Raw genomic sequence first — 5,987 nt, 5'->3', positions numbered from 1 at the left:
CCGTAGCGCGGAGTCTCGTCGGGACCTGTTCCGTAACCATTGCCGTCGGACGTCATGGCACCAGCCTATCGAGTTGCGACGGACGCGGGAACGACGACGGGCCCGCAAGCTCAACCAGAGCTTGCGGGCCCGTCGTCGTCGGGAGCCTTGGCGGCTCGCGGCGATAGGGCTGTGATCAGGCCTTGACGAACTCGGCCTCGAGGTCCAGCTTGACCTTGTCGCCGAGCAGGAAGCCGCCGGCCTCCAGAGCAGCGTTCCAGGTCAGGCCGAAGTCGCCGCGGTTGAAGGAGCCGGTCAGCGAGAAGCCCGTGCGGTGGGCGCCGAAGGGATCGTCGGCCACACCGTTGAACTCGCCCTTGAGGGTGATGGACTTGGTGACACCCTTGATGGTCAGGTCGCCGGTGATCTTGGCGTCGTCGCCGTCGATCTCCACGGCGGTGGTCTTGAAGGTGATGGTGGGGAACTGCTCAGCATCGAAGAAGTCGCCGGACTGCAGGTGACCGTCGCGGCCCTCGTTGCGGGTGTCGATGGAGACGACCTTGATCTCGACCTCGGCGGAGGCGGTGCCGTTCTCGGTGGAGGCGGATCCGGTGAAGTCGTTGAACTGGCCGCGGACCTTCGAGACGCCGGCGTGGCGGATGGCGAAGCCCAGGGTCGCGTGGGTGGGGTCGAGGTTCCAGGTGCCGTTCAGTTCTGCGGGGATGCTCATGGTGAGTACGTCCTAACTCTTCGAAGTCGTCCGCGGCCTTCACCGCGTTGGTTGATGCATCAACTATAAGCATGAACCTTCAAATATGTCCAGTGTCATGCCTCACTTCAGTCTGGCCAATGCGGTGGAGGAGCAAAAGGGATGTGACGATCTACGTTCACAATCACGGATATCTCACAGCCCGCTCATGGCTCCTGGTTTCTCGGATGTGCACGCGCTTTGAGACAATGAGGCCATGTCTGCCTCGATAGTGCACCTGGTGCGTCATGGGGAGGTTCACAACCCCAACGGCGTGCTCTACGGTCGCCTGCCCAATTTCGGTCTGTCCGAGCGCGGCCACGACATGGCCCGCATGACGGCGGACTGGTTTGCGCAGCGACGTGCCGACGGTGCCGCCGTCGGAAGGCTCGTGACGTCTCCACTGCTGCGCGCCCGGCAGACCTCCGAGCCCATCTCGGAGGCCTTGGGACTGGAACCGGTCGTGGAGCCGCGTGTCATCGAGGCCGCCTCCAAGCTGCAGGGGCTCAACAAGGTGGCCAAGCGACTGCGTGACCCACGGCGTTGGCCGCTGTTGCGCAACCCCCTACGCCCCAGCTGGGGTGAGCCCTACGCCGACCAGGTCCAACGCATGGCCGGTGCTGTGGCTGATCACCGTGACCAGGTCCTGGCTCAGGGTGAAGCCGACGAGATCGTCATCGTGTCCCACCAGCTGCCCATCTGGGTCACACGACTGGCCTCAGAAGGCCGCTCGCTCGGTCTGAATGCCGGCCGTCGCGTTTGCACTCTGGCCTCAGTGACCTCCCTGCACTTCCAGGACGGGAATTTCGTGGGCCTGGACTACTCGGAACCTGCCGCCGAGCTGCTGGTCGGCGCCGTCAATATTCCGGGGGCCTGAGCTGTGAAGAAGGACGACCTCAGCCGACGCAATCTCTTGGGGGTCGCAGGACTGGCGGGACTTGCCCTGTCCTTGGCCGCCTGTTCAAGCAAGGAATCAGACCTTGCCCAACAGGCGCGCAAGGGAGACGGCAAGGGCTACATCGCGGGCGATGGAACCGTCCAAGAATATGCAGGCGATTCCCGTTCGAAGCCGGTGGAATTCACCGCCAAGACGTTCGACGGCGAGACAGTTGACGCCTCGACGTGGACCGCCAAGGCCACCGTGCTGAACTTCTGGTACGCGGCCTGCGCGCCGTGCCGCACGGAGGCGCCCACACTCAAGAAGCTCAGTGATGAGTTCAGGGACCAGGACGTGCAGTTCATCGGGGTGAACGTTCGCGATGAGAAGGCCGCAGCTCAGGCCTTCGATCGGACCTTCGAGCTGGAGTACCCCTCCATTCGAGACGTGGACGGGGGAGTGCTGCTCGCGCTGACCAAGTACGTGCCCCCGCAGGCCGTCCCCACCACGCTGGTGCTGGATCAGGACCGCCGCATCACGGCACGTGTGCTTGGCGCCACCGAGGAATCCACGTTGCGCGCCCTCATCAAGTCGGCCCTGCCCGGCGGAGCAGACTCGAAGTGATCGCCGCCAATTTCGGCGCCGAGGCAGTCTTCTCCGGACCGCTGCTGCTGGCCATTCCCATCGCGGCCCTGGCCGGGCTGCTCTCCTTCCTGTCCCCGTGTGTGCTGCCGCTGGTGCCCGGATACCTGGGCTACGTAACCGGATTGGCCGGTGCGGATCTGGCGGAGCGGAAGCGCGGGCGGATGCTCGCCGGCGTCGGACTCTTCGTGCTGGGTTTCTCCGTGGTGTTCGTTCTCGCCGGCGTGGTCTTCGCCCAGATCGGTGCATCGCTGCAGGCGGACCGGTACCCCTGGGTGCTCCAGATCCTCGGTGTGGTCATCATCGTCATGGGCGTGGTGTTCATGGGCGGCTTCCGCTTCATGCAGAAGGAAGCGCGAATCCATTCCAAACCCCCTGCGGGCATCTGGGCCGCTCCGGTCCTCGGTCTGACCTTCGGGCTGGGCTGGGCCCCCTGCATGGGTCCCACCCTCTCCGCGGTGCTGGCGCTGGCCTGGGGCTCCGGGGCAGACGCGACTCGCGGCGCACTGCTTGCCTTGGTGTACTGCTTGGGACTCGGGATCCCGTTCCTGCTCGTGGCGCTGGCGTTCGGCAAGGCCACCAAGGCTCTGGCCTTCTTCCGCAGACACCAGCTCGCGGTGATGCGGATCGGCGGAGGCGTACTGATCCTGCTCGGTCTGCTCATGGCCACCGGACTGTGGGGCCGCTGGATGAATTCGTTGCAAGGCTGGTTCCAGAACTCGGTGGTGCTGCCACTGTGAGCCATGAGCAGGACGAAACAACACCGAAAGCGAAGAACAGCGGGAAGGAGGAAGCCATGACCAAGGACAAGCCGTCCAAGAAATCCAAGAACGGTGATGTCGCCGTCCCTGCACTGGGGTTCTGGGGCATGCTGCGTTGGGCCTGGACCCAGCTGACCACCATGCGCACGGCCCTCTTCCTGCTCTTGCTGGTCGCGGTGGCTGCCGTTCCCGGATCCCTGTTCCCGCAGCGCGATCAGAGCCCCGAACAGGTGGTCCAGTACATCAACGACAACCCGTTCTGGGGTCCGTTGCTGGACAAGCTGCAGTTCTTCGATGTGTTCACCTCGGTGTGGTTCTCCGCGATCTACATCCTGTTGTTCATCTCCCTGATCGGCTGTGTGCTGCCACGCACCAAACAGCATGTCTCAGCCTCCCGCCGACCACCGGCCCGGACCCCGGCGCGCTTCGCTCGTCTCCCGGAGTCCTCTCGCCTGCTCCTGCCCGACGACGTGGGGTCGGATGCCGATGTTCAAGCGCGTATCGCTCGGATCCTGAAGAAGCGACGCTATCGCGTCCAGGTGCGTGAGCCGGAGGCCCGTGTGGGGGCCTCGGTCGCAGGCGAACGCGGATACGTGCGTGAGTGGGGCAACCTGCTCTTCCACTACTCCCTGATCGGTGTGCTGGCCTCCGTGGCCTTGGGCGGATTGTTCGGGTACTCCGGGCAGCGTGCCCTCGTGGAGGGACAGGGCTTCACCAACACCCTGATCGATTACGACCAGTTCTCGCCCGGGCACCGAACCGATGCGGAGTCGCTTGCTCCGTTCTCCGTGAAATTGGAGAAGTTCAGCGTGGAGTACAACCGCCAGGAACGCTCGGACGGCAAGTACGGAACTCCCGTGGCCTTCAGCGCCGACGTGCTGGTCAAGGACGAGCCGGGAGCCAAATGGCGCAAGGCAACGATTCGGCCCAATCACCCGCTGCGCATCAACGGCAGCGATGTGTATCTGCTCGGCAACGGCTACGCCCCGCACGTGAAGGTGCGCGATGGTGAGGGAAACGTGGTCTTCGATGAGTCCGTGGTCTCCCAGTCGCAGGACTCCATGAACACCTCCCTGAGTGTCATCAAGGTGCCGGACGCCAAACCGGACCAACTGGCCTTCCAGGGTTTCTTCCTTCCGACCACGGCGCTGAACTCACAGGGTGTGGCCTACTCGGCGGATCCCGACGCCCTGGCGCCCACGCTGAACCTCAATTCCTTCTACGGGGACTTGGGGCTCGATGACGGCAAGCCCCAGAACGTCTACGTGCTGGACACCTCCAAGCTCAAGGAACTCAACAATCGTGAGCTCGAGGCCGGTGGCATCACGCTGGGACGTGAAGGTGACGCGAAGACCTACGAACTGCCGGACGGCAAGGGAACCATCGAATTCACCGGGGTGGACCGTTTCATAGGGATCGAGGTCCGTCACGATCCGGCCAAGGGCTGGGTCGGTGTCTTCGCAGGCCTCGCCGTGCTCGGATTGGTCACCAGCCTGTTCATCCCGCGGCGCCGCGTGTGGGTCAAACTCACACCCGCCGATTCAGACTCCGGGCGTATCATCGAACTCGGTCTCTTGGCCAGGGGTGAGGATCCCCGTCTGGCCGTGGAGGCACAGGCGCTACGGGACGCATTGACCAAGGAATTCCCGGGTCTGACCGGGGTAGAGGTCGTCTCCACGGTTCACGGAGTGCAGCGCACGCTGCGCGACTGAGAGGAAGCATCATCACTATGGGTACCGTCCTGGCCTACGGAGCCACCGAGATCAACCTGGAACTCGGGCGCACGTCCGAGTTGCTGATGCTGCTCGCCTGCATCGCCTACGCCGCGGCCTTCGTGGCCTACACCATCGACCTCATCCGTTCCTCGCGGACCGTGAACGAACTCGAGGCGTCGCTGAAGGCCCAGGAGGCCAAGGAACTCGTCGGGGTCGGGCAGGTGACGCGCCCCATTAGGGGCGCCGCGTCGTCGGACACCACCGATCGAACCACCCACCGCAACGCGTCGGTGGACGGCCAGCTCGTCGACGACGACATGAGCTACGACTCCGCTGCACCGCGGCGGGACTCCTTGCGTATCTCGATCGCACTGCTGATCCTTGCCGCCGTGGTTCACCTGGCGGCCGTGGTCATGCGCTCCATCTCCGCTGGCCGCGTGCCGTGGGGAAACATGTACGAGTTCCTCACCACAGGTGCCCTCGTGGTGGCCGTGGTGTACCTGGTGTCCTTGATCTTCAAGGATTTCCGCTTCATGGGTGTCTTCATCTCCGGGCTCGTGGTCATCATGATGTGCGCCGCGACCATGGGCTTCCCCACGCCCGTGCAGCCACTGATCCCGGCGTTGCAGTCGCCGTGGCTCATCATCCATGTCTCGATCGCCGTTCTGGCGTCCGCGATGTTCGCCATCAGTTTCGCGCTCTCCGTGCTGCAGCTGGTGCAGACCTACCGTCAACGCGGCCTGGCCGCCGGCAAGCCGGACAAGCTGCCGTGGATGCGTATGGTTCCCTCCGCCGTGTCGCTGGAGAACATGTCCTACCGCGTCAACGCGATCGCGTTCGTGATGTGGACCGCCACCCTCATCCTCGGCGCCATCTGGGCGGAAGCGGCCTGGGGCCGGTACTGGGGCTGGGACGTCAAGGAAGTCTGGACGTTCATCATCTGGGTGGTCTACGCGGGCTACCTCCACGCGCGTGCCACGCGAGGCTGGACCGGCGTCCCCTCGGCTTGGCTGAGCATCATCGGCTTCGGCTGCGTGGTCTTCAACTTCACGGCCGTGAACATCATCTTCCCGGGCTTCCACTCCTACGCCGGGGTGTGACATTGCTGAATACAGCTATGCGGCTCAACCGATAGAGCACGTAAAGAGGGGTGGTGCCCCCGGGTGGGGCGGGGCCCCCCCACGAGGGGGTTGTCGCGGGAATCGGGCTCGGGCCCCGCCGAGGGCGTAGTCGGGGGGGCGACGGCGCGGGCGGGAGGTGTGGGG

General features: G+C 64.6%; 6 protein-coding genes. 5 read left to right on the top strand and 1 reads right to left on the bottom strand.

All coding sequences use genetic code 11. The features are described 5' to 3' along the window. Positions 1 to 175: 175 nt before the first annotated feature. Positions 176 to 709, bottom strand: a complete 534-nt coding sequence (locus tag Q0A15_RS10285) for a YceI family protein (protein WP_291279438.1) — start codon at positions 707 to 709, stop codon at positions 176 to 178. Positions 710 to 944: 235 nt separating this feature from the next. Between Q0A15_RS10285 and Q0A15_RS10280 the strand changes: the two genes are divergently transcribed. From Q0A15_RS10280 to ccsB, 5 genes are read left to right on the top strand one after another with little or no spacing between them, the layout of a single operon-like run. Then, a complete protein-coding gene (locus tag Q0A15_RS10280; RefSeq protein WP_291279437.1) occupies positions 945 to 1,604 on the top strand; it encodes a histidine phosphatase family protein in 660 nt (219 codons plus the stop codon). Between the two features lie 3 nt (positions 1,605 to 1,607). Next, entirely contained in the window at positions 1,608 to 2,228 is a 621-nt protein-coding gene (locus Q0A15_RS10275) for a TlpA disulfide reductase family protein (RefSeq protein ID WP_291279436.1), read from the top strand. After that, the gene (locus Q0A15_RS10270; protein ID WP_291279439.1) at positions 2,228 to 2,986 is read left to right on the top strand and encodes a cytochrome c biogenesis CcdA family protein; all 759 of its coding nucleotides are present in this window, start codon (positions 2,228 to 2,230) and stop codon (positions 2,984 to 2,986) included. Before Q0A15_RS10275 ends, Q0A15_RS10270 begins: the two co-directional genes overlap by 1 nt. Positions 2,987 to 3,042: 56 nt before the next feature. Next, on the top strand, positions 3,043 to 4,719 hold the full coding sequence (locus Q0A15_RS10265; RefSeq protein WP_291279435.1) for a cytochrome c biogenesis protein ResB: 1,677 nt from the start codon (positions 3,043 to 3,045) through the stop codon (positions 4,717 to 4,719). A 17-nt stretch (positions 4,720 to 4,736) separates the two neighbouring features. Further along, the gene (ccsB, locus tag Q0A15_RS10260) at positions 4,737 to 5,822 is read left to right on the top strand and encodes a c-type cytochrome biogenesis protein CcsB (RefSeq protein ID WP_291279434.1); all 1,086 of its coding nucleotides are present in this window, start codon (positions 4,737 to 4,739) and stop codon (positions 5,820 to 5,822) included. Positions 5,823 to 5,987 lie beyond the last annotated feature (165 nt).

Source organism: Galactobacter sp. (genome assembly GCF_022712295.1).
In the GTDB taxonomy this organism is placed as follows: domain Bacteria; phylum Actinomycetota; class Actinomycetes; order Actinomycetales; family Micrococcaceae; genus Galactobacter.
This window is presented reverse-complemented; position numbering and strand designations above follow the sequence as displayed.